At 68.7% G+C, this 25,776-nt stretch carries 20 protein-coding genes and 1 pseudogene; 11 read left to right on the top strand and 10 right to left on the bottom strand.

Going from position 1 to position 25,776, the window contains the following annotated elements:
* Window positions 1-458: carbohydrate-binding protein (locus ABZ877_RS09400; RefSeq protein WP_361066916.1), on the bottom strand; the 458-nt coding region annotated here is incomplete at its 3' end.
* 143 nt (window positions 459-601) lie between these two features.
* On the bottom strand, window positions 602-2,326 hold the full coding sequence (locus tag ABZ877_RS09395; protein WP_361066913.1) for a discoidin domain-containing protein: 1,725 nt from the start codon (window positions 2,324-2,326) through the stop codon (window positions 602-604).
* A 330-nt stretch (window positions 2,327-2,656) separates the two neighbouring features.
* Between ABZ877_RS09395 and ABZ877_RS09390 the strand changes: the two genes are divergently transcribed.
* Together ABZ877_RS09390 and ABZ877_RS09385 are read left to right on the top strand one after the other, a co-directional pair.
* A complete protein-coding gene (locus tag ABZ877_RS09390; RefSeq protein WP_361066911.1) occupies window positions 2,657-3,649 on the top strand; it encodes a LacI family DNA-binding transcriptional regulator in 993 nt (330 codons plus the stop codon).
* Between the two features lie 298 nt (window positions 3,650-3,947).
* A complete protein-coding gene (locus tag ABZ877_RS09385; protein ID WP_361066908.1) occupies window positions 3,948-4,373 on the top strand; it encodes a subtilase-type protease inhibitor in 426 nt (141 codons plus the stop codon).
* 119 nt (window positions 4,374-4,492) lie between these two features.
* Here ABZ877_RS09385 and ABZ877_RS09380 read toward each other — a convergent pair whose 3' ends face one another.
* The gene (locus ABZ877_RS09380) at window positions 4,493-6,142 is read right to left on the bottom strand and encodes an allantoin permease (protein ID WP_361066905.1); all 1,650 of its coding nucleotides are present in this window, start codon (window positions 6,140-6,142) and stop codon (window positions 4,493-4,495) included.
* A gap of 538 nt (window positions 6,143-6,680) precedes the next feature.
* Between ABZ877_RS09380 and ABZ877_RS09375 the strand changes: the two genes are divergently transcribed.
* The gene (locus ABZ877_RS09375) at window positions 6,681-7,889 is read left to right on the top strand and encodes a multidrug effflux MFS transporter (RefSeq protein ID WP_361066902.1); all 1,209 of its coding nucleotides are present in this window, start codon (window positions 6,681-6,683) and stop codon (window positions 7,887-7,889) included.
* A gap of 128 nt (window positions 7,890-8,017) precedes the next feature.
* Here ABZ877_RS09375 and ABZ877_RS09370 read toward each other — a convergent pair whose 3' ends face one another.
* Entirely contained in the window at window positions 8,018-9,547 is a 1,530-nt protein-coding gene (locus tag ABZ877_RS09370) for a carboxylesterase family protein (RefSeq protein ID WP_361066899.1), read from the bottom strand.
* A gap of 230 nt (window positions 9,548-9,777) precedes the next feature.
* Between ABZ877_RS09370 and ABZ877_RS09365 the strand changes: the two genes are divergently transcribed.
* The 4 genes and pseudogenes from ABZ877_RS09365 to ABZ877_RS09350 all read left to right on the top strand — a co-directional run.
* Complete coding sequence (locus tag ABZ877_RS09365) at window positions 9,778-10,461, top strand: maleylpyruvate isomerase N-terminal domain-containing protein (protein WP_361066896.1); 684 nt, start codon at window positions 9,778-9,780, stop codon at window positions 10,459-10,461.
* A 224-nt stretch (window positions 10,462-10,685) separates the two neighbouring features.
* Entirely contained in the window at window positions 10,686-11,069 is a 384-nt protein-coding gene (locus ABZ877_RS09360) for a nuclear transport factor 2 family protein (RefSeq protein WP_361066893.1), read from the top strand.
* Between the two features lie 187 nt (window positions 11,070-11,256).
* Window positions 11,257-11,598 carry a VOC family protein gene (locus ABZ877_RS09355; protein WP_361066890.1) on the top strand — a complete coding sequence of 114 codons (342 nt, stop codon included), beginning with the start codon at window positions 11,257-11,259 and terminating at the stop codon, window positions 11,596-11,598.
* A 95-nt stretch (window positions 11,599-11,693) separates the two neighbouring features.
* A pseudogene (locus ABZ877_RS09350) lies at window positions 11,694-12,291 on the top strand (transposase); the annotation flags it as partial.
* 146 nt (window positions 12,292-12,437) lie between these two features.
* Here the strand turns inward: ABZ877_RS09350 and ABZ877_RS09345 are convergent.
* The gene (locus ABZ877_RS09345; RefSeq protein ID WP_361066889.1) at window positions 12,438-13,175 is read right to left on the bottom strand and encodes an SDR family oxidoreductase; all 738 of its coding nucleotides are present in this window, start codon (window positions 13,173-13,175) and stop codon (window positions 12,438-12,440) included.
* A 144-nt stretch (window positions 13,176-13,319) separates the two neighbouring features.
* Between ABZ877_RS09345 and ABZ877_RS09340 the strand changes: the two genes are divergently transcribed.
* Window positions 13,320-13,892, top strand: coding sequence for a TetR/AcrR family transcriptional regulator (locus ABZ877_RS09340; RefSeq protein ID WP_361066930.1), 573 nt, complete (start codon window positions 13,320-13,322; stop codon window positions 13,890-13,892).
* 22 nt (window positions 13,893-13,914) lie between these two features.
* Here the strand turns inward: ABZ877_RS09340 and ABZ877_RS09335 are convergent, their stop codons facing one another.
* Window positions 13,915-14,919 (bottom strand): AraC family transcriptional regulator, encoded by a 1,005-nt coding sequence (locus ABZ877_RS09335; protein WP_361066886.1) that lies wholly within the window; start codon window positions 14,917-14,919, stop codon window positions 13,915-13,917.
* Window positions 14,920-15,024: 105 nt separating this feature from the next.
* On the opposite strand from ABZ877_RS09335, the gene ABZ877_RS09330 reads away from it, so the two are divergent.
* On the top strand, window positions 15,025-16,086 hold the full coding sequence (locus ABZ877_RS09330; RefSeq protein ID WP_361066883.1) for an aldo/keto reductase: 1,062 nt from the start codon (window positions 15,025-15,027) through the stop codon (window positions 16,084-16,086).
* Window positions 16,087-16,550: 464 nt separating this feature from the next.
* Here ABZ877_RS09330 and ABZ877_RS09325 read toward each other — a convergent pair whose 3' ends face one another.
* The 4 genes from ABZ877_RS09325 to ABZ877_RS09310 all read right to left on the bottom strand — a co-directional run bounded on the left by ABZ877_RS09325 (window position 16,551) and on the right by ABZ877_RS09310 (window position 22,995).
* Window positions 16,551-19,235 (bottom strand): non-ribosomal peptide synthetase, encoded by a 2,685-nt coding sequence (locus ABZ877_RS09325; protein ID WP_361066880.1) that lies wholly within the window; start codon window positions 19,233-19,235, stop codon window positions 16,551-16,553.
* Between the two features lie 41 nt (window positions 19,236-19,276).
* Window positions 19,277-20,089 (bottom strand): SAM-dependent methyltransferase, encoded by an 813-nt coding sequence (locus tag ABZ877_RS09320; RefSeq protein WP_361066877.1) that lies wholly within the window; start codon window positions 20,087-20,089, stop codon window positions 19,277-19,279.
* 742 nt (window positions 20,090-20,831) lie between these two features.
* Window positions 20,832-22,004 (bottom strand): 4-hydroxybenzoate 3-monooxygenase, encoded by a 1,173-nt coding sequence (locus ABZ877_RS09315; RefSeq protein WP_361066874.1) that lies wholly within the window; start codon window positions 22,002-22,004, stop codon window positions 20,832-20,834.
* A gap of 190 nt (window positions 22,005-22,194) precedes the next feature.
* Window positions 22,195-22,995: an AraC family transcriptional regulator gene (locus ABZ877_RS09310; protein WP_361066871.1), complete on the bottom strand. Its 801-nt coding sequence runs from the start codon at window positions 22,993-22,995 to the stop codon at window positions 22,195-22,197.
* A gap of 544 nt (window positions 22,996-23,539) precedes the next feature.
* Here ABZ877_RS09310 and ABZ877_RS09305 point away from each other — a divergent pair.
* Together ABZ877_RS09305 and ABZ877_RS09300 are read left to right on the top strand one after the other, a co-directional pair.
* On the top strand, window positions 23,540-24,448 hold the full coding sequence (locus tag ABZ877_RS09305; protein ID WP_361066869.1) for a zinc-binding dehydrogenase: 909 nt from the start codon (window positions 23,540-23,542) through the stop codon (window positions 24,446-24,448).
* A 70-nt stretch (window positions 24,449-24,518) separates the two neighbouring features.
* Window positions 24,519-25,436: an AraC family transcriptional regulator gene (locus tag ABZ877_RS09300; protein WP_361066866.1), complete on the top strand. Its 918-nt coding sequence runs from the start codon at window positions 24,519-24,521 to the stop codon at window positions 25,434-25,436.
* Window positions 25,437-25,776: the final 340 nt, after the last annotated feature.

Genomic DNA, 25,776 nt, shown 5'->3' with positions numbered 1-25,776 from the left:
CGGAGCCGGATGCAGTCCTTGTTGCTGTGGACGTCGGGGCGGGGGGTGCCCAGCCCCCCCCCCACGAAGACGGTCTGGGCGCCGGTCGGATGAGTGGTGACGTCGGCGCTGCGCGTCGCCCAGGTCTGCCAGCCCCCGGTGGGGCCGGTCTGGATCACGGCAAGGAGAGGGCCGGTCAGAGAACCGGTGCGCAGTTCGACGGACCCGCTGCCCGTGGCGGCGGCGATGCGCGCCGACACCGTCAGGCGCCCGGCGGGCCCGAGGTCGACCTGGTCGAAGCGCATCCAGTCGCCGTCGGCGAGGTAGGCGGCATTCTGCCCACCGCCCGTGTCGGCGGTCGTCTCCACGGCGACGCCGGACTGCGCCGCGTAGGACTCGGCCTGGACGGTGACGGTGGCGGCCCGCGCTGCGGGGGCGCTCAGGGTGATGCCGAGGGCGGCGGCCAGGGCGATCGCCAAGGCACCGACCAATAAGGGATGGAGGTGCAAGGAACGTCTGCGCATGTCACTTCCTCATCGGGGGGGAGTGGGGTGGGGTTGCGGTCCGGCCCGGAAACCGAGGTGTCCGGGCCGGACCTGACGAGGGGCCGGTGCGGGCTGCGCTACTGGTAGACGCGCACGTAGTCGACGAGCATCCGGGACGGGAACGGCGTCGACGCGTCGGTCGGGCCGGGCCAGTCGCCGCCGACCGCGAGGTTGAGGATCATGTAGTGCGGGTGGTCGAAGATCCAGGGCCCGCGCGTGCGCTCCACCTCGTCCTTGTCCAGGGTGAACACGGTGCGCCCGTCGAGGCTGAAGACGATGCCCTTGCTGTTCCAGTCGGCGGCCCAGGTGTGGAAGTCGTCCGAGAGGTCGGCGCCCGAGGGCAGCTTGTACGGCGAGCCGATACCGTTGCCACCGTTGTAGGCGGGGGCGTGCACGGTCGAGTAGGCCGTCTTCACGTCCTTGCCGAGGACCTCCATGATGTCGACCTCGCCGTTGTACGGCCACGGACGGCCGGTGAGGAAGTCGGCGCCCATCATCCAGAAGGCGGGCCACAACCCGTTGCCCTTGGGCACCTTGATGCGGGCCTCTACGCGTCCGTACGTGAACTGGAAGGTGGCGCCGGTGTTCATACGGGCCGAGGTGTACTGGCAGGTGGTGCTGCCGGTCAGCGGGTCGGGCGGGCAGGCCCGGCCGGGGCTGGCCTCCTTGCGTGCCTCCATGACGAGGTGGCCGCCGCCGTCGAGCGCGGCGTTCTGGTGGTCGGTGTAGTACTGCAACTCACCGTTCTGGCCGGTGCCGGGGTCGGCGCGCCACTTCGCCGGGTCGGGCTTGCTGCCCGCGGCGCCGTCGAAGTCGTCGCTCCACACCAGCCGCGGCGGCTGCGCCGGGTCCGGCGGCAGCGGCGGCGCCGGGTTGGGGGCGCCTCCGGTGCCGTACACCTGGAACTCCCAGAGGGAGTAGCCGTAGGGGGTGGCGCGTTCGGTGCCGTACATGCGGACGTAGCGCCCCGTTCCGGAGACGGCCAGGGTCTGTTTGAAGCCGGTGCCGGACGTGGTCGAGTAGATCGGCGTCCAGTCGGTGCCGTTGGGCGACACCTGGATCTGGAAGGACTTCGCGTAGGCGGGGTCCCACTGCAGGACGACCTTGGTGATCTGCGCGGTCGCGCCCAGGTCGACGGAGATCCAGCCGGGATCGGTCCAGCCGGTGGTGGCGCTGGTCGCCCACCGGGAGGCCGGGTCGCGGTCGAAGGCCCTGGCCGGTGTGCACTCCCAGCAGTTGCCGTCGCTCTGTGACGAGGAGGCCGCGCCGGTCTTCCCGTACGACAGCAGGGTGTCTCCGCTGCCGGGGTCGCCGCCGGTGCCGGTTGTGCCGTACACCTGGAACTCCCAGAGGGAGAAGCCGTATTGCGTGCCGCGCTGGGTGCCGTACATGCGGACGTAGCGGCCGGTGGCCGAGAGGTTCAGGTTCTGGGCGCCGCCGGTGCCGTCCGCCGTCTCCTGGACGGTGGACCAGGTCTCGGCGTCGTCCGACACCTGGATACGGAAGGCCTTGCCGTAGGCGGCCTCCCACTGGAGGGTGACGCGGCTGATCCGGGCCCGGGCCCCGAGGTCGACCCTGATCCACTGCGGGTCGGAGAAGGTGCTGGACCAGCGCGTCGCCGGGTTGCCGTCGACGGCTCCCGGCGCGGTGAACGGGTCCTCGGTACTCGACGCGACGACGGGCCGGCCCTGCGACAACAGGGTCTCGGCGGCGTGGGCGCGGGGCGCGGGAAGGCTGACGAGGGTGAGCAGGACGGCCGCGACCAGGGCGGGTAAGCCGAAGCGGCGGAGCAGGGGATGCACGGGCGACTCCTCAGTGGGGGAAGGGCGAGGGAGCGTTCCCTGGGGGGTGAGAATGGGCCGGTGTCGGTGGACTGTCAAGGCTTGCGGCAACAGGCCCGTAACGCGTTTGACGCATGCGCTGCGTGCCAGGGAACGGTTTCTGAGATCCACTTCGACGGTGTGCGTGACGCCGATCGACCGGCCTCCGGGAGTGGCCAGTTGAGGGAAGGAACCGGCAACCAGGTGCATGGGAACAGTCGTTGACAGGCGGATCGGGCCGAGGTCATCCTGGGATCCCGGGAGGAAAACGCTCCCTGGACTCGACGACCGGGCACCGGTGATCGGAAGGCGATGAAACGACCCACGCTCGCGGTGGTCGCCGCCCGGGCCGGCGTGTCCAAGTCGAGCGTCTCCCGCGTTGTCAACGGGGAGACCACCGTCGCCCCGGAGATCCGGGACGTCGTCATGCAGGCGGTGCGGGAACTCGGCTACGTCCCGAACGCAGCCGCCCGCAACCTGGTCACCCGCCGCACGGACGCCGTGGCCGTCGTCGTCTCCGACCCGCCCAAGGGCGTGGTCTCCGACGACCCGCTGTTCTCCACCGTGGTGCGCACCGTCAGCCGGGAGCTGGAGGCCGTCGGCAGACGCGTGGTCCTGATCCTCGCCGAGTCCGACGAGAGCCGGACCCGGGTGGAGCGCTACGTGGCGGGCGGCCACGTCGACGGCGTGATGCTCGTCGCCCTGCACGGCGCCGATCCCTTGCCGGCCGCGCTCGCCCGCATGGGCCTGCCCGTCGCGTCCTTCAACCGCACCGCCGCGACGGACGTCCCGTACGTGGCGCTGGACAACGCGGGCGGTGCGGAACTGGCCGTACGACACCTGCTGGAGCGGGGCAGACGTCGCATCGCCACGATCACCGGGCCGCTGGACCTGTACGAGTCCCGCGAACGGCTCGAGGGCTACCGGGCGACCCTGCGGGACATCGGCCGGCGCCCGATCGTCGCACTGGGCGACTTCACGCGGGTGTCGGGGGCCGAGGCCATGCGGCAGGTCCTGGAGGACGACCCGGACGTGGACGCGGTGTTCGCGGCCAACGACCTCATGGCCATCGGAGCGCTGCGGACCCTGCACCAGGCGGGCCGCCGGGTCCCCGACGACGTGGCCGTGGTCGGGTTCGACGACATCGAGGCCGCCGCATACACCACTCCCGCGCTCACCTCGGTGCGCAGTTCCATGGCGGACCAGGCCACCGCGACGGTACGGCTCCTGCTGGCGCTCATCGAGGGCGGCCCAAGAAAACCGGTGATCATGCCGAACGAACTCGTGGTCCGCGAGTCCAGCTGAACGCGAGGGGCGTTCGTGGACGCTGGTGAGGCGGGCGATGACCCCGGCGACGAAAGGTGCGACCCCACGCGTTCAAGCCGACTATCGAACGGGGGGTATTCGGCCAAAAGCCATTCAACGGGTCCCGGGTGAGGCCCAGTTACGGAGGGCGCGTGATCTTTTTGCGCTACATTCCGCCACTGGTTCAGTACTCAAAGTCACCCGAAACGTGTGTGTTGGATGTGTGTTTCCGGAGTCGACTCAGCAGACTCGCCGCTGCCGAACCCGGCACCTAAATCCGAGCGGAAGGATGCACACCATGCCGATCACCGCGCGCCTGGCCACAACGATCACCCTCACGGCTACCGCCCTGTGGGGACCGCTGACCGGCACAGCGCTCCCGGCCACCGCCCCCTCCCTGTACGCGCCGTCGGCGCTCGTCCTGACGGTGGCGCACGGGGAATCCGCGGCAAGCACGTCCCCCGAGCGAGCCGTCACCCTCACCTGCGCTCCCAAGCCCTCGGGCAGCCACCCGGCCGCCGGGCTCGCCTGCTCGCAACTTGACCTCGCAGGCGGTGACTTCAACGCTCTGTCGACCGAGAAGGACGCCGTCTGTACGCACCTGTACGACCCCGTCACCGTCACCGCACAGGGCGTCTGGCGAGGCACCCGTGTCACGTACGAGCGCACCTTCGCCAACGACTGCGTCAAGAGAGCCGAGTCGTCGGCCGTCTTCGAGTTCTGACGCCTAACTGACGTAGCCTCAGAAGTGCTTCCTGCCTGAGGAATCCGGGTCGGCGCGGCAGACACGGTGCCGCGCCGACTTCGAAGCCGCGCGCCGTCGCGGTGATGGCTTGCGGGTGTTCAGCCTGCGGCCGGCAGCACATGGTCGCCGACCTTGTCCGTGCTCAGGCACAGGGAGCAGACCACGGCGCCGTGCGTGGTGCAGGAGGTCAGGTCGGGGCGCTCGTAGGACTGGTGGCAGACGTGGCAGTCGAGGGTGAGGGCGCTCGGGTTGCCGTCGTCGTCGAGTGCGGGGGCGTCGATGCCGTCGTCGGTACGACGCAGGTAGTACTTGCCCCGCGTGGCGATCGCCATGACCGGGGTGAGGACGAAGGCGATGACGACCGCGGCGACGGGTGAGTACGGCTGGAGGGCGTCGCCGAGGGCGTGGAAGTACATCGCGATGGACAGGCCGGACGCGGCGACGAAGGCCACGACCCCCACCGGGTTGACGGCGTAGAGCATGCCGCGGCGGAACTCGGGGGCGAGCGGGGACAGCTTCAGCAGATACTTGTTGACGCCGATGTCGGTGGCGACGGTGACGACCCAGGCGATGGCGCAGTTCGAGTAGAAGCTCAGGATGTTGTTGAGGAAGCTGAACATGTCGGCCTCCATCAGCGCGAGCGCGAAGCCGAGGTTGACCAGGACGAACACCATCCGGCCCGGGTAGTGCTTGGTGACGCGGGTGAAGGAGTTCGTCCAGGCGAGGGAGCCGGAGTACGCGTTCGTCACGTTGATCTTGATCTGGCTGATCACGACGAGCACCACGGCCAGCGGCAGGACCAGCCAGGAGGGCATCATCGCGTCGAAGGCCCCCTTGAACTGCTGGATCGGCTCGGGCGCGACGTCCGGGCCCACCGCGGCGAGGATGTATACGGCGAGGAAGACCCCGATGGCCTGCTTCAGCGCGCCGAGGACCACCCAGCCAGGTCCCGCCATGACGACCGCCGTCCACCATGTGCGCTTGTTCGCCTCGGTCTTGGGCGGCATGAAGCGCAGGTAGTCGATCTGCTCGCCGATCTGCGCGATGAGCGAGAGGCACACACCGGCGCCGAGGAGCACGGAAGCCGTGTTCACGCCGCCGTCGCCGTCGGTCCCGGCGTAGGCGAGGAAGCGGTCGACCGTGCCGGGGTCGGTGGCGACGAGGTAGACGAGCGGGCCGACCATCAACAGCAGCCAGATCGGCGTCGTCCACACCTGGAGCTTGCTCAGCGCCTTCATTCCGTAGATCACCAGCGGGATCACCATCAGCGTGGAGATCAGATAGCCCAGCCACAGCGGCAGCCCTAGGCCCAGTTCGAGGCCCTGCGCCATGATCGAGCCTTCGAGGGCGAAGAAGATGAAGGTGAAGCTGGCGAAGATGACGCTGGTGAGGACCGAGCCGTAGTAGCCGAAGCCCGAGCCGCGCGTGATCAGGTCCAAATCGATGTTGTAGCGGGCGCCGTAGTACGCCAGCGGGAAGCCGGTGACGAAGATGACGACCGCGGCGACGGCGATCGCGAGGAGCGCGTTCCCGGTGCCGTGGGTCAGGCCGATGCCGGCGCCGATCGAGAAGTCGGCCATGTACGCGATGCCGCCGAGCGCGGTGGTGGCCACGACCATGGGGGTCCAGCGGCGGTAACTGCGGGGCGCGAAGCGGAGGGTGTAGTCCTCCAGGGTCTCCCGCACCGCCTGGTCGGCGGCGGCCTTCGGGATGTCGGTCGTGGTCCGTCGTGACGCGGTCGTGCTCATTCCGGGCCTCCCGGTGGGGGCTCTGGGGTGCGGGCTGGGACGCGTGCGGTGGAGAGCCCCGCTCGCGCGCGACTCCGCCGTTCCCCACGGGCGGTCACGCTAGGAATCGGTTGTTACCTGTGCCGTGCCTTGTCGTGAACACGATGTTTCTGCGCCGGAGGAGTCCGAGAGGCTTTGGGCCGAGGGCACGGCGGGCATGAAAACGAGTTGTCACCACCGGCGGTCCTGTGCCTGGATGAGCGACGACAACCTCGTTTCAGGGATGACTTCAGAAGGGGTCACGTTGCCGTCGGCGTCACGCGCCACGGGTGGTGAGCGGGCGGGCCGCAGGCCGCGCAGCGCTCAGGCCACCTGGTGGCCGCTGATTCGAAGACTCACCACGCACCGCTGAGCCTTGCCGAGAGCACTGCCGCTCCGGCACGGCGCGGTACAACGTGCCCACTTCACCTCAACCGGCCGGTCTCCGGCGTGCCCCGTTCATCGTGCTCTCGCGCGGGCGGGTGGCCGTACGCCGCCCGGCCCTTCCCTCAATGAGGCCATGAACAAGAAGAGACACCTGCCCGCGCTGCTCGTCGTGGCGCTGATCGGCACCATCATCGAGCTGGACATGTCCGTGCCCAGCTTTCCCGACATCGCCCGAGCGCTGGACACGTCCGCGTCCTCGGTCCAGTTGACCGTGACCTACAACTTCTTCGGCTACTGCCTGGGCGCCCTCGCCTACGGACCGCTGGCCGACCGATTCGGTCGGCGCGGCGTCATGCTCGCTGGCAACGCCGTCATGCTGGTCGGGGCCCTGGGCTGCGCGGTGGCGCCCACCATCGAGTTCCTGCTGGCGTCCCGGTTCGTGCAGGGCATCGGCGCCAGCACCTCTGTCGTGCTCGTCTTCGTCATCATCGCGGACGTCTACGAGGGCACCCAGATGCTGAAGATGTTCGGGCTGACCAACGCCGCCATGTCCACCTTCATGACGGCGGCCCCGGCTTGCGGCGGGCTGATCAACCGCACTCTTGGCTGGCGCGGCAACTACGCGGTGGTCTTCGCTGTCACCCTGGTGTCGCTGCTGCTCATGGCGGTGTACTTGCCTGAGACCAAGACCGAACGGGTCAAAGTGAGCGCCCGGCAGGTGGTCGACGACTACCGGCGTCTGCTGGGCAGCAGGGAGTTCCTCGCCGCGTCGCTCGTTCCCAGCCTGCTGTTCGCCGCCTATATGGTCTTCATCGCCGCCAGTTCCTTCCTCTACACGGGCACCTTCAGCCTGTCCACGCCGGCGTTCGCGGGCCATCTGCTGGTCATCGTCGCGGCGTTCGCGGGCACCAGCCTCTTCGCCACCAAGATCATGGAGCTTCTCGGCGGTCCTGGGCGGACCGTGGCGTGTGCCATCACCGCCACGCTGGTCGGAGCGGCCCTGTTCCTCGCCCTCGGTGACGGTCCGGTGCCCACCACCGTGTCCCTCGCCGTCTTCTGCGTCGGCTTCGCCGCCGTCTACCCCGTCGTCTTCGGCCGTTCCCTGCGGGTGTTCCCCGAACTCCAAGGAGCCGCGTCCTCGCTGAACATGGGCGGCCGGGCACTGTTGGTCACCCTGCTCACCGGCGTGGCCAGCAGCCTGTTCACCGGAGACGCCGTCGTCACGGGCGGGGTGATGGCGGTGGCCACGGCCATCGCCGCTTTGCTGGCCTTCCTCAGACGTCGCACTCCCGTCGGTGGCCAGACCGAGCGCCCGTCGGACGCGACGACCGGGGCTGACTGACCTGGCCTGCCGTCAGCCACTCTTCCCACCCCATGAGTGCGGGAGGCACTGTCCGCCGTCCGCACCGCCCCACCCGTCGACACAGGGCACGCCGGCTGTCCGTGGCGTCGGCGTGCCCGGGAGGACGGTCACACACCGCGGGGTCCGGCCCGGCGGAGGTGATGCCACAGAGCGCGTTGATCGGCGGCGGGATCCAGCAGCACCTTCGGCGCGGCGCCGTCCAGGCGCATGACGCCGCGGTGCTCGCTGTAGGAGGGCCAGTGCATTTCTTCCTCGCCTCCGTCAGCGGTGGGACGGCCGGTACGGGCGAAGGAGGTCCACGCCCGACGCATGTGTGCGGAGAGTTCTTCCGGCGCTGCCGGGCCTGCCAGCGCAGTGGGCAGGTTACCGAAGACGAAGCCGATCTCTGTCATGTGGCAGGCGCCGAGCGCGCCGTCGAGGGCGGTGGACGGCCAGGCGAACTCATACACGTAGGTGTCGGCGTCGTGCGCGGCGCGCGCCTCGGCGACCCTCAGCGCCGGAATGCGGTAGGCGTGATCGCTCATGGCGGCGGAGAACAGGTCGCCGGGGCCGGCGCCGGGACGGGCGGCCGCGTAGACCGCGCGAGCACGGTCGGCGTCCAGGCCCAGTCCGGTGAGGAAGGCGTGCAGCGCCTCGTCGTTGATCCGCTGGTCGATACCCAGCGGAACGAGGAACAGGCGGAACTCATCGCTGGTCGTACCGGTGAGGAGGTCGATGTGCCGGCCTGCCCCTTCCGCGAGCGCGTCGATGGGGCGCTGCGCGAGGGTGTCACCGTCCACGACCGGCAGCACGGTGGTGCCGCCGCCCGCCGACTCGCCCCACAACGTCGGGTCGGTGGCCTGCGCGATCTCCCGGCTCAAGGCGGCATCGGCGGCGATCAACCGCTCCGGTGCCACGGCGGCCAGGCTCTCGCGGGTCGGTTCGGCGCCGACGAGGGCGGCCAGCCGCTCGGTCAACCGCCGGGCGATGGGCTCCGGATGACTGTGGTGACCGGCGCCGCTCTGGGTGATCGCCCGGCGGAACAGACCCCGCGCCCGTTCCATGGTCATCAATGCGGTGACGCAGATGGCGCCGGCGGACTGGCCGAAGACGGTGACGTTGTCCGGATCGCCGCCGAACTCGGCGATGTTGTCACGGACCCATTCCAGTGCGGCGATCTGATCCAGCAGCCCCAGATTGGAGGGACCGTCGGGCAACAGGAGAAAACCTTCCGCGCCGAGCCGGTAGTTGAGGGTGACGACGACAACGCCGTCCGCGGCGAGACGGGCGCCGTCGTAGGCGGGCAGGGTCCCGGCCCCGTTGCGGAACGCGCCGCCGTGGATCCACACCATGACCGGCAACCCTCCACCCCTACGCCCCGGCGCCGGAGTCCACACGTTGAGGTTGAGGCAGTCCTCGCCCTGGGGTCCGGCGTCCTGGAGCAGCCCGGCCATCGCGGGCAGATAGCCGGGCTGCGGCGCGGCAGGTCCGGGAGCGAACGCATCGCGCACTCCGGTCCAGGACTGCGGCGGCTGAGGAGGCCGCAGACGCCGTGGCCCGAACGGCGGTGCCGCGTAGGGGATGTTGAGGAAGGTCGTCACCTCGCCCGTCCGTTGTCCGCGTACTCGGCCTGCCGAAGTGGGGACGGTGCTGTGCATGGTGCCCTTCCAGGTTGCTGTCGATCGGCATGATCGTCACCAGATACGGCGCTGCGGGCAACGTGTTTTCCAGGGCTCTCGCAGGGCCGTTGCCGTGCGGATCCGGATCCGGGTGCTGGTGATGGCAGGGCTCCCTTCAGTACTCCGCCCGTCCACTGTCCGGCCCGTGGCGTCGGGCACACAGGCAGCCATGGACGGGAACGTGTGCCACCCCTGTGTAATCTGCACGGATGGCACATTCTGTGAAGCCGGAGAAGCCGGAGGAGTCGAAGATCTCGGTCTCCGGTACGCACGTACGCGAGGCTGTCGGCCACTGTCTGCGGACCCTGGACGGCATTGCGGACTCCTGCCTGGAGGATCGGGCGGGCGACTTGGAGTGGACCGGCCGGGAGACGCTCGAACATCTCGCCGATGATCTGCTGACCTACGCCCTGCGTTTCGGCCTCGCGCACCCCATGGACGTCGAGCGCGTGCCGCTGCGCCTGACCCGTGACCGCGCCGGAGGGCCCGCCAACGTCATCTTCGGTGACAAAGCGGCGGGCGCCGACGGTCTGTTGACGATGGTCGAGGCATGCGGTGGCTTGCTCGCGGCGGTTCTCGACAGCACAGCCCCCGATGTGCTCGCCCCGCACGTGTTCGGCGCCTCCGACCCGGAAGGGTTCGCCGCGATGGGCGTCGTCGAAACCCTTGTCCACACCTACGACGTCGCCCAGGGCGCCGGACGCGACGGACAGCCGCCCGAGGAACTGAGCAGCCTGGCCCTTCTGCGGCTGTTCCCGGACGTGCGCGTCACCGGCTCCGCCGGCAGCACCTTGCTGTGGGCCACGGGACGTACCGGAACCCCCGAGCGACCCCGCCGGACGAGCTGGCGCTGGTACGGCGCGCCCGCCACGGCCCCTTCCGACACGCCCTGAGGCGATGCCCGCGCCAGGCCCGGTGCTGCAGCGGGACACCGTCCTCGTAACTGACCCGCGCACGTCCCGGTCCCGACGCGTGTACCTGGGGGAGCGGTCACTTTGATCCGCTGGTAGACCGACTTCCTCGAACACCCGAAGCAGGGGATGCCTGGTCACCTCGAAGGGCAGGGGAAGGCGGATCGCGGGACGAGCGCACGCGCAACGGCTGGTATTACTGAAGCATGCAGGAAGAGACGGCACGCTCCGCGATCGACACATTCATCTCCGCCTTCAACGCCTCGGACGACAGCTATGTGACTGCCCTCCTCTCCCAGGCCCTCACCTCGGACGTGGTCTTCTGGGGGCCGTTGGGCCGCAGCGAGGGGATCGCGGCGGTCGAGCAATTCGTGCGGGACATCCGGCGCCACCCGGCGGGTACCGGGACGATGGTGCGCTGCTCGGCGGTGGACATGCCCGGCGAATGGGCCCGGTACCAGTGGGTCTTCACTACGCCGGATGGAGGCCCCCGCCTGGCAGGAACGGACGTCGTCCACCTGCGGCGGAGTCTCATCGACCAAATCATCGTCTTTGCGGGGGAGATCGGACCCTCGGGTTCCGGCTCCTGAGTCGTCCTTCTGCCGTTGTCCTTGCCCTGCACTTGTCCCTTTCGGCACCGCGACGCCTAAGGCCTGTTGTGAAAGTGCTGGTCGCGGCCATCTGAGCGCATTGAAAGCCTTGCCGAGGGACGTTGGCTGGCGTTCTGTGGACGGCTCGTGCTGATGCTTGTCAGTGGTCGTGGTTAGGGTGACGATCATGAGTCTGACAGCAGTGATGATCACGATGGATTGTGCGGAACCGCAGGAGTTGGCCCAGTGGTGGGCCACTGCGTTGGGAGGCGAGATCGCCCAGGACCACGGCGACTTCGTCATCGTCAGAGCGCAGCCTCTGGCACTGGGGTTCCAGCGTGTGGCCGAAGAGCGGCGGGGCAAGAACCGTGTCCATGTCGACTTCGCTGCTGCGCCCGGTACGGGCATGGCTGGGGAGGTGGAGCGGCTGGTCGCTCTGGGGGCGAGCGTTGTCGGCGAGCACACTGTTCCGGGCCTTACCTGGACTGTGCTGCGGGACCCGGCCGGCAACGAGTTCTGCGTCCACTAGAGGCCGTTGCGATAGTGGATCTTGTCTGTCGGTGATCACGCACTGGGGGACGTGGGGATCTGACGAACGGCCAGTGGGCCCGGCTTGAGCCTCTGATGGCGCGAGGCATCGAGCCGGGCGGTCCGCGGATGTAGACGCGGCGGTAGTTGGTGGACGGCATACGGTGGCGGACGCGGACCGGTACTCCCTGGCGGGACGTGCTTGAACGTTATGGGCCGTGGGACCGGGTCTATGACCTGTTTCGGTGATGGCAGCGGGACGGTGACTGGGCGAGGATCCTCACCCGGCTCCAGGTCAGGGCTTTCGATTCCACCGTCTGCCGGGCCCACCAGCACGCCGCCGGAGCGGCGAAAAAAGGGGACCTCCAGAAGTAACCGCCCGGCGGGATCTTCGTCGAGCCGGCCGATCACGGCCGGACAGCGGGGCGACTCCCCGCATTTCGAGCCGGTACTGGAAGTCACCCGGGTTCCCCGGCTGTGGGCCGGCAGGCCGCGCAAGTGCCCGAACCGGGTGCGGGCCGATAATACGTACGGCTCGCGCAGCAAGCGTTCCTACCTACGCAGACGCGGGATCAAAGCCACCATCCCGGTTCCGGCGGACTGGGTCAGCAACCGGCTCAAGCAGCATCGGGCCGTCGCCACCCGGTATGGCAAGCTCGCCGTCCGCTACGAAGCGACCGTGCTGGTCGCAGCATCAATGAGTGACTGTGACCAGCACTTTCACAACAGGCCGAGAAACACGCGATCAGTCGCGCCCCGAGCAGACGAGGACGTACGTCCGTCGGGACGCCCCCGCGCCAGCGGGAGCCGCCGCGCTTCGTGCGACCCGGCTCGTCGGTCTCAGGCCTGCGCGGTGGGGCGGACGACGATTTCGCCGACGTCGATGCCGTCGGGCTGGTCGATGGCGTAGCCGATGGCGGAGGCGATCGCCGTGGGCGGCATGGCGATCTCATCCCGCTGCCGGGTCATCGCGGCGGCGGCTTCGGGGCTGGCGCCCTTGCCGATGCCTTCGGTGTTGGTGAAGCCGGGGGAGACGAGAGTGACGCGCAGGTCGGGCCCGGATTCCTGGCGCAGGCCCTCGGTGAGCACCTTCACCGCGGTCTTGGTGGCGGCGTAGACCGCTTGGGGGGACTTGACGACGTAGGCGGCGGTGGACGCGACGTTGACGAAGTGGCCGGAGCGCTGCCGGCGGAAGACGGGCAGAGCTGCCCCGATGCCGTTGAGCAGGCCGGTGATGTGGGTGGAGACCATGGCGTCCCAGTCGTCCTGGCGCAGGTCGTCGAAGGGGGAGACGGCCATGGTGCCGGCGTTGGAGACGAGGACGTCGAGCCGGCCGTAGTGGGTGAGGGCCGTGTCGGTAAGACGGTGGAGGTCCTCGCGGCGCGTCACGTCGACGACGACGCCGGTGGCGGTGCCATCCTTCGCCCTGATGGCGTCCACGACGGCATCGAGGCGGTCCTCGCGCCGGGCCCCGAGCACGAGGCGGGCGCCCTTTTCGGCGAGGTAGGCCGCGGTTGCCTCACCGATGCCGCTGCTGGCACCGGTGATCGCGATGACTTTGCCTTCGATGCCCGACATGATCGGTTTCCCTTCTCGGGGTGTGCGCAGGCCAGTGCGGTGACCTACAGTGAAAACGGGGGTGCCCCCAGATAGTGCACCGTAAGTGGGGGCGTGCCCGGTTAGCAAGTCCGGAGAGTGGCGAGGAAAGGGATGGCGAGCACGATGAGTGGGGAGACGCTCCGGCCGCTGCGGGCCGACGCGCGACGCAACAGGGAGAAGATCCTTGCGGCCGCGGTACGGGTGTTCACGGCGCAGGGGTTGGACGCGCACCTGGAGGGCATCGCCAAGGAGGCGGGTGTGGGCAGCGCGACCCTGTACCGCAACTTCCCCACCCGACAGGCCCTGATCGAGGCGGTCTACCGCAACGAGGTGGCCCGCCTGTGCGAGGCGGCCCCCGCCCTGCTTGCGCAGAAGTCGCCGTTCGAGGCCCTGCGCGCGTGGACCCGGCTGTTCCTGGACTACGTCACCGCCAAGTACGGCATGATCGACGCCTTGCGCGCCATCGCCGCGACCGGAGGCAACCCTTACGGCCACAGCCGGGAGATGATCCAGGCCGCCCTCACCTCCCTCATGGAGGCTTGCGTGGCGGCTGGGGAGATCCGCGCGGACATCCCGCCCACTGACATCGCCGCTGCCCTCGAAGGCATTGCCCTCACCTCGGCGGGTGCCGAACATCGCCAGCAAGCAGAGCGCCTGCTCGACCTCACCCTGGACGGCCTGTCGGTCCGTCGTTGAGGACTCTCGCGCGGGCCCGCTATCAGGCGGGCGTGCCTTGTTGCGGCTCGCGCATCCGTGCTGAGCGCACCGCGTTGCGATAGTGCCGGGGCGAGGACCCGACTTCACGCCGGAACGCCGTGCTGAAGGCGCTTTCGGATTCGTAGCCCGTTGCGGCTGCCAGCTCAGAGATGGACAAATCGCCATTGCGGAGGCCGTCTCGGGCCAGGGTCATTCGCCATTTGATCAGGTAGGTCAACGGGGGCACACCCACTTTGGCTTTGAACGCTGCGGAAAACACCGAACGCGACATCTGACTGATCTCAGCGAGCTCGGCGAGCGTCCATCGTCTGCCTACCTCGGCGTGGATCGCCCGCAGCGCCGCCCCGACGCCGTCCTCGGCCAGCGCTGCGATCCAGCCGCTGGGCTGCGCGTTGTTCTCAGCGTGCGCCCGCAGCATATGGACGAAGATGATCTGCGCAAGGTGCTCCAGTACCAAGGGATTGCCGACATCGAGCGATTCGATCTCGGAGACCAACAACGAGGCAAGGTTCATGAACAGCGGTCCGCGCGGATCGCCTGCCCGGACAAGGACCACCCGCGGAAGCGCATCGAGCAGCATCGCGCTGTCGCCGCCATCGAACGTGAAGTCGACGCTGCACGTGTACGAGTCCTCGTCTGCCTCGGTCCCGATGCGGAATCCTCTGCCGCTCGTGTTGCGCGGCAGCGTGGCGGCCGGGCGGGCCTCAACCTCTTCGAGCGAGCTGCTCAGCATGTACTGCGGAGGGTGGCCGAGCAGGTAGAAGTCGCCCTCGTTCAGCAGTATCGGCTCGAGACCGTCCAGTCTCAACCAGCACTGACCTGTGACGACAACACCGAGTTTGACGTGAGGAAAAGGGGCGAACCGCACGCCCCACGGACCGGCGGCGTGCAACGGCGCCGGCACAACAGCGCGGGGACGGAGCAGCGCCATGACCGCGGCCAGCGGATCGCGCAGGCCAAGCACCACGCGAGGCGCGGACGATACGTAAAGAATCTCGGACTCCACGTTATGGACCGTATCAGTGAGCCTGGCTGACGATGGTGCCGAACCAGCCTCTGCTGGAACAGCTCACAACGGCGTCATCGCCAAGGCGACAACCTTGGCATCTGGATGGATAAGGAGCGGACTGTGCGCTATCGATACCTCGGCCGATCAGGACTGCGTGTTTCGACCGTCTCTCTAGGAACCGGGAACTTCGGAGCCGGCTGGGGGCACGGTGCGACCGTTTCCGAAGCGCGTGACATGTACGACGAGTATCGCGCGGCCGGCGGGAACTTCATCGACACCTCCAGCAACTACCAATTCGGAGACGCGGAGGAATATCTCGCCGACATGATCGGCTCACATCGCGATGAGGTGGTCCTGGCAACCAAATACGCGACGGGCACCACAATGGACAGCGGCCTGCAGATGACCGGTAACAGCAGAAAGGCGATGGTGCAGTCGCTGGAGGCCAGCCTGCGACGTCTGAAGACCGATCGCGTGGACCTCTTGTGGGCCCACGCGCCCGACTATGCGACTCCTGTCGAAGAGATCATGCGCGCCTTCGACGATCTTGTCCGGTCCGGCAAGGTGCTCTACGTCGGCCTGTCCAACTTCCCTGCCTGGCGGGTCGCGACAGGCGCGACGATCGCCGCGGCGCGAGGGTGGACACCGCTGGTCGCCATCCAGGCCGAATACAGCTTGGTCCAACGCGCCGCAGAACGCGATCTGCTGCCGATGGCAGAAGGCTTCGGACTGGGAGTGCTGGGCTACTCCCCCCTGGGTGGCGGCATGCTGACCGGAAAATATCGCCGGGGCGAAACCGGTCGCGCGCAGAGTTCGATCAGCCAGTTCCTCCACAAAGAAGAGGACGGCAACAAAGCCACCGTACTCGACACGGTGGAAGCGATCGCCCAGGAACTGGATGCCCGTCCCGAGACGGTGGCACTCAGCTGGTCAATGGCCAAGGGGGTCATCCCTATCGTCGGCCCACGAACGACCGAGCAGCTGAAGACCAACCTCGCAGCCACCGAGCTTCATCTCAGTCCCGAACAGATCGACAGGCTTGACACCGCCAGCACGCTACAACTGGGTTACCCGCACAACATGAAGACTGACCCGGGCGCCATCCAGGCCGTCACAGGAGGGCAAGCGAACCTGCTCGACGCCCCTTCCTTGAGCATCCCCTGACCTAGGCCTTCCTTGACGGCCCGTCAACACAGTTGGCGGGCCGTTGCATACTCCTGCGCCTTGCGGCTCGCGCACCCTAGTGACGCGGCGCCTACCAATAGACGCGCCTGATCTTGCCAGGGAGTCGTCTCTGCCGCTCCGCTTCCTGGAAGATCACCGACGCCGCGATCAGAAAAACGCGGCGGAGTTGCGGGTCTGGGTTCGGGTTTTCCACATTCCCGACTCAGGATTACCTGAACGTATACCGTCCGCTGCGGGCGCGGCGGAAGTTCTGGTCGCCGCAAGGAGCAACCGCAGGAGCAAGCGCCGGACTGCAGATTTCGCTCGGCGGTCACCAGCTTCCCTGAATGCGCCCGGCGCGGAGTCGCTGTGCCCGCCGCTTCCCCTGCACCGCTGCCGAACCGGTGAAGGCGGGCACGAACGCGTAGCGCTCACCGGGACGGTTCCCGCCCCGGGCCGGGGGTTCATGCCGGAGTGGCGTCGCCCAGACACGTGTCGATCTGTCGGCGCAGCCGGGCCTGTAGCGTGACCGCGTGCGGTCGTGTGGTGAGCATGTGGTGCTCGCCGGGGACTTGGAAGTAGCGGACGGGCTGGTCGGAGAACTTGTCCCAGCCGTGCAGGAGTTCCAGCCACAGCACCTTGGCCTCGTCGGCGGGCATGTCGTCGAAAATCGGCAGCGGCGGAGGCTCGGCGCCGTGGAAGACGGTGATCTGCGGAAGGGTCCCGCTCGGATCGTATTCGGCCCGGACTGCCTTCAGGGACTCGGCGAGCGTCATCCAGTTCGTGAACTTCTCCGCGTCCATGTCCAGTTCGAGCAGCCGCCGCTCCGACGCCGCGCGGACCACCTGGGCGAGCTGTTCCCGGGTCGGCAGGCCGCGCAGCTCGGTGGGCAGTTTCCGTGACTGCTCCGGCGTGATCAGGCCGAGGAAGAGGGCCAGCACCGAGATCGTCACGGGGAAGTCGAGGCCGGACAGGAGCGGGCGCAGCAGCGGCGGGAAATCGATGCATCCGAAGAACGCCACCTGTTCACCGCGGGCTTGCAGTTCCTGCGCGATGGCGTACGCGACGATGCTGCCGGACGAATAGCCGGCGAGCGCGTACGGGCCGTGCGGTTGCCGGGCCTGGATCGCCGCGGTGTACACGGCGAGCATCTCGGCGTGCGTGGCGAACGGCGTCTCGCCCTCGTTGAAGCCCCGGGCGCGCAGTGCGTAGAAGGGCCGGTCGCCGGCGAAGTAGCGGCTGAGGTCCAGAAGGGCGAGCACATCACCCGCGCCGGGGTGCACGCAGAAGAACGGTGCCTTGTCGCCGTCGTCACGCATCGCCACGACGGGGTCGTAGGCCCGTGCTTCGCCGCTGATGCTCTCGGCGAGCGCGCGTACGGTGGGCGCGGTCAGCAGTGTGCTGATCTCGACCTCCGGCACGTCGAGACGATCGCTGACGGCGCGGCGCAGCCGGAGCAGGTCCAAAGAGGTGCCCCCGAGGTCGAAGAAGTCGGCGGTGGCGCTGATGTCGTCCGGTTTCATGTCGAACAGGTCGGCGTAGATTTCGACGAGGGCTTCCTCGGTCGGCGTGCGTGGCGGCTCGTACGCTCCCTGGTGGCGCCGCACCAGGTCCGCGGTGCGCGCGATGACGTCGGCGAACTGGCCGGCCGCGAGCTTGGCGCGCAAGGTCGCTCGGGAGATCTTCCCGAGGCTGTTCTTGGTGAACGCCTCCTGCGGCAGGGGGATGACGAGTGCGGGCCGGAACGCCCAGTGCATGACGACGGTGCTGCGGACGGCGGTCAGCACGCGGAACAGTGCCCGGTCGTCGTCGGTGGTGGGGGAGAAGGCGATGACGAGTTGCTCCGTGTCGCTGCCCGGTGGCCTGATCGGGAACGCGGCGACGTAGGACGGAGCGACTCCGTCGAGTTGGTGCAGTACCGTCTCGATGTCCTGGCTGTAGTAGTTGACGCCGTTGACGATGATGCTGTCCTTGTCCCGGCCGATCAGCGTGAGCCGCCCGTCGTCGACGCGACCGATGTCGCCGGTGCGCAGCCAGCCGTCCTCCGTGAACGCCGCCCGGGTGGCCTCCTTGTTCCGGTAGTAGCCGGGCGTGATCATGGGACCGCGGAGCTGCAGCTCACCGGTGTCGGAGATCCGCATGTCCAGGTTCTCCACGGGACGGCCCACCGCGGCGAACTCCTGCCCCTGGTCGCCGTCGGGGAAGTCGAGGGAGTACACGCTTCCGGCGCAGGTCTCGGTCATGCCGAATGCGGGCCACAGCACGCCAGGGGGCAGCCCGAACTTCTCCAGGAACGCGGTTCCGGTAGCGCAGGGTACGGCTTCGCCACCGCTGACAATGTGCCGCAGGCAGGACAGGTCCACGTCTGCGGGAACCCGGTACCGGTCCGAATTGAGCAGACCAAGGAGGAAGTTCGGGGCGAACGTCACCGTCACCCGGTGCCGGGCGATCAGACGCAGGAAGTCGAGCGGTGCGTTGAGGATCACCGACGGAGACACGTGCACCTGCGAGGCCCCGGCGAAGACGGGCAGCAGATGGCATTCCAGAAGCGCGGCGACGTGGTCGAAGCCAATCCAGTTGAGCGTGACGTCCGCCGACGTCAACCGATGGAACCCGTTCTTGGCGGCCATCGACGCCATGAGGTTGCCGTGGGTGAGTATCACCGCCTTGGGCCGGCCGGTCGATCCGGAGGTGGGCATCAGGACGGCGACGTCGTCAGGACCGGCATCGTACGTGCCGGTCGCCGGCTCATGGCGCGACAACTCCTCGAACGTGGCGATGCGGACGTCCGGCAGGGGGAGCCGCTCACCGGCCACGAGCAAGGGCCGGCCCAGGAGTTCGTGCAGGTGCTGGTGCTGCTCCCGGTCGGCGTCCTTGGCGCTCGGCGGGAGCGGGCACGGGACGAAGCCGCCGAGCACGCAGGCCCAGAAGGTCGGAAGGAACGACGCGGCTTCGTCCAGGAGCACCAAGACGTTGTCCTTGGGGCGCAGACCGTGGCGGCGAAGACCGGTCAGCACGCGCAGTGCCTCGTCCAGCAGCTCCGCGTAGCTGCTCTGCCGCACGCCTGTCTCCGTGCGGTAGTGGAGCGAGGAAGTCGTGTGGGCCCGCGCCGCGTGGGTCAGCAGCCGGCCGATGTTCGGCGTCTCCATGATGTCCCGTCTCGTCCTTTCCGGTTCGCCCGCGTCCGGCCTCACGCCAATCGCGCGGTGAAGAAGGTGGCCGGGTGATTCCGCTGCGGACGGCCGTAGCGCTCACCCAGTTCGTCCACGGTGGACTCCGTCACCGTCCAGCCGAGCGACGCCAGATGCGCGCGGGCGTCGCGGCGTGGCTCACTGTTCGTGACCTGGTCGATGTCGATCCCGAAGTCGGTGATCGTCGACCGTACGGTCGCATCGGCGCCGGGGATGTCTGCCGCCACCGCCCACACCGCAACCGTGCTGCCGAACGCCGACAGTTCGTGCATCCGGTCGAGCAGACGCCCCTCGGCGGTCGGCGGCAGGAACGGCAACAGGCCCTCGGCCAGCCACGCCGTGGGCTGTTCCGGATCGAACCCGGCTCGGACGAGCGCGCCGCCCCAGTCCGTCCGCAAGTCGACCGGCACCGGCCGCCGGTCACACCTCGCGCGCGCATCGGCCTTGTCGAGCACGTTCTGCTTGAAGTCGAGCACCGAGCCGTGATCGATCTCGAACACGGTGCACCCCTTCGGCCACGGCAGCCGGAACGCCCGGGTATCCAGCCCCGCCGCCAGGATCACCACCTGGGTCAGCGGGACTTCGGCGAAGTAGTCGTCCAGGAACCGGGTGCGCAGCGCGGTGACGCGGGCGAGCGCCCGCAGATTCTCGGCGTTCTCACGTAGTCCGATCTGTGCGTGGCTGACCGGGAAGGCCTCGGACATACCCGCGGCCCGGACGAACTCCGCGGCGAAGACGTCCTCGAACAGCGGCCGCTCGCCGCCGGTCTCGACGGCCCGCGAGGCGGCCACGATCACAGCCGTCACGTCCATCTGCGCTCCCTCGCTCTCCCCGTGCGGGCGGCGACGTCTTCCGGCTCTTGACCCCCGACGGTGAGGGCTTCGCTCGTCACCCCGCAGTCGGCCGGGGTGACAACGCGCCAGGACCCGCCGGTCCCTTCCCCCCGGCCGACGGCAGTCACCAGCCGGTTCACCGCGAGGCTGTGCGTGTCGGCGAACCCCCTGTCCAGTTCTCGCAGCGGTCCCTGCGGCTCGTGCACCTCCCTCGCGGAACCCTCCCGGGCGCTCGCGCGCTCTGCATCGGCCTGACTGTCGAGCACCGGAACAAAGGCTTGGCCCGTCACCGCGGCCGCGCTACGTGCTTGCACGTGTGGCAACGGGTGCGCAGGATCAGGAATGCGAGGTGACGCCGTCGGCGCAGAGGTCGCAGAGGTCATAGTGACGCAACCGTCCTTCTCATGAACGCGGGAAGCCCGAACGGGGCCTGGGCACGGAAACGCGGGCCGAAGTCGCGACAGGCTCAGCGACAGAGGCCGGCGCACACGCGGGTCGTCGGCGACTGACGCATCTACGCCGCTGTGACCCCGTTCAGGCCGTCACCGACAGGGTGACCCGCATGTGCCACAGGCAATCACCGCGTCCCCGCAATGGATGCACCAGCAACCGCAGTGGCCTACAACCGCGGCGCCAGCACATGCGCCCGAGCGCCCCCCTGTATCCACGAACGGGCCCGCCGCTGAGCAGCGGGCAGCGCCTCGCCGACGCGGGCGTACGCCTAGTTGGTTCCGGCGGTGAACTCACCGAAGAGCTTGTTCGCGGTGGGGGAGGTGAACATCCGCATCATCTCCGCACGAGCGACCTGCTTGCGGAACTCTCCCTCGTACGTGGCGTCGCCGGCGTTGTGCATGAGGTCGGTGATCCATGCGGCGAACGCCTGGTAGTTCCATATGTGGCGTAGGCAGTCCTCGGAGTAGCTGTGGAGCAGGCTCGTATCGTCCTCCTTCCTCCAGGCGAGGATCGCCTTGGCGAACATGTCGGTGTCGTGGAGGGCGAGGTGGATGCCCTTCGCACTCATCGGCGGGACGATGTGGGCCGCGTCGCCGAGCAGGAACAGCTTGCCGTAGCTCATCGGGTCGAAGACCACGCTGCGCAGCGGGATGACCTGCTTGCTGAGGATCTCGCCGCTGGTCACCGGAGTGCCGAAGCGGGCTTCGAGTTCGCTCCAGATCCGCTCGTCGGGCCACTGCTCGGGGGTGTCGTCGACCGGGCACTGCAGGTAGATGCGCGTGGCATGCGCACCGCGGGGGATCATGCCGCCCAGGCCACGCTCGTGGATCGCCATGCCGACCGGGTCGGTAGCTGTAGCCGCCCAGACGGTGAGCCAGGAGTAGCCGTACTCGTACGAGTACTCGCTCAGCACGTCGGCAGGAATGGCGGCTCGGCTGACGCCGTGGAAGCCGTCCGCACCGGCGATGAAGTCACAGGTGAGGGCTTTCGGCGTGCCGTCGGTGTCCCGGTAACGGACGGTGGGCTGCTCGCCCTCCACGTTCTCCAGGCGCACGTCGAGGGCCTCGTAGCGGAGGTCGCCTCCTACGGTCAGGAAGACGTCCGTGAGGTTGCGGACGAGGACGTGCTGCGGGATGAACATGCCGTCTTCCTCGTCGTGCTCGATGTCCATCGGCACGGCCCGCCCATCGATGAAGAAGCCGCTCTCGTCCTGGGGGATGGAGTCGCCCTCCAGGACTTCCCCGAGTCCCCACTTACGGATGATGCGCACGCCGAAGCTGTCCAGGGCTCCGGCACGCTGGCGCTGCTCGACGTAGGCGCGGCTGCGCTTTTCCAGCACGACGCAGTCGACGCCGTTGCGCTGCAGGATGTTGGCGAGGGTCAGGCCCGCGACCCCGGCCCCGACGATGACGACGGGGGTGTTCTCGCGTGACTCAGCCATATTGATCGGGTCTCCCAGGGTCGGAACATGGTGGTGCCGCCGTCCAGGTGGCACGGCGTGCTGGCACCACTGTGAAACCCGCCCCGAACCGCATACCACCGCTAAACCGACGCCGGATACCGGAAACCCGCCAACTGCTGAGAAGGCGGAAGGGCCGGGCTAAGTGGGGCTCCGGCGCGGCGTACTCGCGCTACGCCGCCGCAGCGCTGTTGCGCAGATTGGCCTGGTAGCTGCCCGGGGTCTGGCCGACGACCTCGTTGAAGGCGTCGATGAAGCTGGACGGGTTCGACCATCCGCAGGTCACCGCGGTATCGGTGACCGACATGCCATTGGTGAGGTGGGCCAAGGCGTGGTGGATGCGCAAGGTGGTGCGCCAGCGGTGGAAGCTCATGCCGAGTTCGGAGTGGAACAGGCGGCTCAGGGTCCGTTCACTGGCGCCTGCGATGCGCCCCAGCTCCGTCAGCGTTGCCGACCGCGCCGGGTCGGCGTGCAGAAGGTCGGTGACCGCACGCAGCCGGTCATCGCGAGGTTCGGGCAGGTGCAGAGACTGCTCGGCGCTGTCGGAAAGCTCGTCGACGACGACGCCGAGCAGCCGCTGACGGGCGCCGGGACGCGCCTCGGGCCGGTCGACGGTCAACGCCAGAACGGCTTCGCGCAGCAGCGGACTGACCGCGAACACGCTGGGGTAGGGGAGGAGGTCGTCGCACAGCTCGACCGGGATGGCCAGCAGGCGGACGTCGGTGCGGCCGTAGAAGCGGTGACCATGGGCGAAGCCGGGCGGCGTCCAGGTCACACGGTTAGCCGGAGCGACCCAGGTTCCGCGTACGGTCGTGGTGGCCAGGGTTCCGGCAGCCGCGTAGACGAGCTGTCCCGCGTCGTGCGTGTGCGGATCGAGGTGATAACCGTGCGGCAGCCACCCCGCCCCGCTGGGGGGAGGCAGCGGGCCCGAGGCAGACCAGGCATCCGGCGAAGGCTGGCGGCTTTTCGTCATCGGCCTTCAATCTACCGGTGGTGCGCGGGTTGGTGTCCGGCGGAGGAGGAGCTGGCTCGGCTGCTGTATGGCGACGCTTGGTGGTCGGCTTTCGAAGTCCTTCGGGGGGTGACCAGGCAGCCAGGGCGCTGGTCAGGCGGGCGATGGCCTTTCGGCCGCGGTGGGATGAGCCGTCGTCGACGACCTGGTAGACGCGCTGGCGCTGGCGTAGGGCTCGGGCTCATGGCCTACCTGACCAGGTTCATGAAGGGGACGATGCCGGTGCACGGACCCCATCCCGCGGCGCCGCGATCGCCCCCGGCCGTTGCCGACCAAGCCCCGCCCGATCCACCGCCGCCCGGTGACCTCTGGGCGCAGGGCTCGACGCGCCGGGGGCCACGCTGACACAGATCGTCAACTGATTGATTCTCACGGATCTGGTCGCGTTCTCAGTCCTGCGTAGGGTTCCAAGGAGACGGCTGTGCGGCATGTGCGCACTCCTGTTGCCGCGCCGCATGTTCAGGCACACCCACGACGCATCCACGAGAGAAGGAAACACACTCCTATGCGCGCCCTTGTGGTCGATCACAGTGAGGCCGGACCCGTCCGGTTCGCGGATGTCGATGAGCCCGTACCGTCCGCCAGTGAGGCGTTGGTGGAGATACGGCACATCAGTCTCAACTTCGGAGAGCTGAATTACGTGCACCAGTGGCCGGCCGGCGCTGTACACGGTCACGACGCTGCCGGCGTCGTGGTGCGCGCCGCGTCCGACGGCTCGGGGCCGCCCGAAGGTACGCGCGTCGCAGTGGGCATGGCTCCTCACGCGTGGGCGGAGCGGGTGGCAGTCAGCCCCGCCTCGCTCGGCACCGTCCCCGAGGGCGTGGACCTGGCCGACGCCGCCGCGCTGGGAATCGCCGGGGTCACCGCGCTCAGAGTGCTGCGCACACGTTCCCTGCTGGCGCGCGACGTGCTGATCACCGGCGCCAGCGGAGGCGTGGGGCACTTCGCCGTCCAGCTGGCGGCGCTGGCGGGCGCCCGGGTGACGGCACTGGTCGGTTCGCCGGAGCGGGCCGCCGGGCTCCGTGAACTCGGCGCCGGCCAAGTCCTGACCGACTTGGCCGAGACCGAGGACCGGTTCGACCTCGTCCTGGACACGGTCGGCGGCCCGTTGGTGGCCCAGGCGTGGAGTTCCCTCGCCGAGGGCGGCACCGTCCACCTGGTCGGTTACTCCTCGGGGCAGGACACCACGTTCCCGTCCGGGGCCTTGTTCGGCTTCGGCGCGCCCCGCACCATCGCCACCTACGGCGACATGACGCCGACCGGCGATGAACTGACGGACCTGCTGGGCCTCATGGCCGCCGGGAAGCTCTCGGCACCGGTCGGCCTGCGCGGCGACTGGAGGGACGTGGGCGATGCCGTCCAGGCGCTGTTCGCGCGGAAGGTGCACGGGAAAGTTGTCCTTGACGTGGCCTGAGGCTGTGGGCGAGGACACACGTGTCGTCGGCCGTCGGCGGCGGTTCGCGTCGGTGGACGAGAATGGACGCATGGATGTGCTGGCGGAGGCTTTGCGTGTTTCGGGTGCGCGTGGCGCGCTCGGGGTCAAGCTGAAGGCTGGAGGAACCTGGGGCCTGTGGCTGGACTCCTTCCCGGGAGCGGCACTGCACGTGGTGTCCCGCGGCACCATGTGGCTCCACGTCACAGGCGAGAAACCTCTTCAGGTCCAGGCCGGCGACGCCGTCCTGGTACCGCCGGGCACCGCACACGGGTTGGCCGGCGCCGCCGACGTGGCGATGGGTTCCTGCGACCGGGAAGAGGCGGCCCGAGCCATGTGCGATGGCCGTGCCCTGCGTCTGGGCTCGGCGCCGGTACAGACGGAAGTGATCGTCCTGCACTATGAGCAGGACCCGGAGGTACACACACCGGTGCTCACCTCCCTCGCCCGGCCGATGCACGTCACAGCCCGGGAGAACGCGCAGCTCGGAAGGACCGTCGAACTTCTCGCTGCCGAGCTCGCACAGCCGCAACTCGGCACCACGGCCGCCATCAACAGCATCGTCGACCTTCTGCTCGTCCAATTCGTACGCGCCTGGCTGGCCCGCCACCCGCAGGAGCAGTCCGGCTCATGGCTGGGAGCGATGCGTGATCCGGTCGTGCGCGACGCTCTGGCATGTGTCCACGCCCGACCGGAACACCCCTGGACCACGGAGTCCCTGGCCGCCGCGACGAAGGTCTCCCGGGCGACGCTGTCCAGGCGTTTCCGGTCCGCCCTCGGACAGACACCGGGCGCGTACGTGACGCAGTGGCGCATCGACCTGGCGTCCGTCCGGCTCCGCGATACCGATGAGCCGGTCGAGTCGATCTCCAGCACGGTCGGATACGGCTCTCCGCACGCTTTCAGCCGTGCCTTCAAACGCGCCCGAGGCACGGCCCCGGGCGAGTACCGTTCTCGACTTCGCCAGTGAAGCGGGCTCGGGGGAGGGGAGCACCAGTCAGGTGGTGCCCCCGTGCCCACACGCCACGAGACACCGCGCCGACGGGGCGTGGCCGTGTCGCTTCGGGGTCTGTGAACCATGCGGGCAGAGCGGCTGTGGCCGACTCCCCGGCTCCGCCTGCGGGTAGAGCGGTCCCGTCAGTAGTGAAAGGGCGTACCCAGCGCTCCTACAAGGCGCCCCAGGGCGCGCACCTGCGGTAGACCCGGCTGTGGCAGCTGAGCACGGGAACGAAGTCGAGTGAACGAACAACACTCCCGAGGACTTCAGGCACGCTCCGCCACACGAAGCAGGAACATGCCACACGAAACTG

Source organism: Streptomyces sp. NPDC046939 (genome assembly GCF_040644575.1).
In the GTDB taxonomy this organism is placed as follows: domain Bacteria; phylum Actinomycetota; class Actinomycetes; order Streptomycetales; family Streptomycetaceae; genus Streptomyces.
Note: the sequence above shows the minus strand (reverse complement) of the source record. Positions and strands in the feature narration are given on the sequence as shown.